This window comes from Pauljensenia sp. UMB1177, assembly GCF_030217965.1.
Lineage (GTDB): Bacteria > Actinomycetota > Actinomycetes > Actinomycetales > Actinomycetaceae > Pauljensenia > Pauljensenia turicensis_A.
On the sequence record NZ_JASOOV010000012.1, the window covers coordinates 1 to 548 of the forward strand.

1 protein-coding gene is annotated in these 548 nt (G+C 51.1%); it reads left to right on the forward strand.

What is annotated here, in order from left to right:
- Window positions 1–103: 103 nt before the first annotated feature.
- On the forward strand, window positions 104–358 hold the full coding sequence (locus QP442_RS08390) for a hypothetical protein (protein WP_285069777.1): 255 nt from the start codon (window positions 104–106) through the stop codon (window positions 356–358).
- The last annotated feature ends 190 nt before the right edge of the window (window positions 359–548 follow it).

The following is a 548-nucleotide window of genomic DNA, read 5'->3' on the forward strand; positions in this document are numbered from 1 at the left end:
AAGCAAGGTCCGATGCTGTAAAGAGCAATATTGCATAGGAACGTGGAATGTTAGGTCCATGAATCAAGGCAAATTGGAAGTGGTCAAATAGGAGATGGCAAGAGTGAACGTTGAAGGACTGATGCTAAAGCTGAAACTCCAGTACTTTGGCCACCTCATGCGAAGAGTTGACTCATTGGAAAAGACTCTGATGCTGGGAGGGATTGGGGGCAGGAGGAGAAGGGGACGACAGAGGATGAGATGGCTGGATGGCATCACTGACTCGATGGACGTGAGTCTGAGTGAACTCTGGGAGTTGGTGATGGACAGGGAGGCCTGGCATGCTGCAATTCATGGGGTTGCAAAGAGTCAGACATGACTGAGTGACTTCACTTTCACTTTTCACTTTCATGCATTGGAGAAGGAAATGGCAACCCGCTCCAGTATTCTTGCCTAGAGAATCCCAGGGATGGGGGAGCCTGGTGGGCTGCCGTCTATGGGGTCGCACAGAGTTGGACACGACTGAAGCGACTTAGCAGCAGCAGCAGCAGCAGCAGGTTGACCATAAC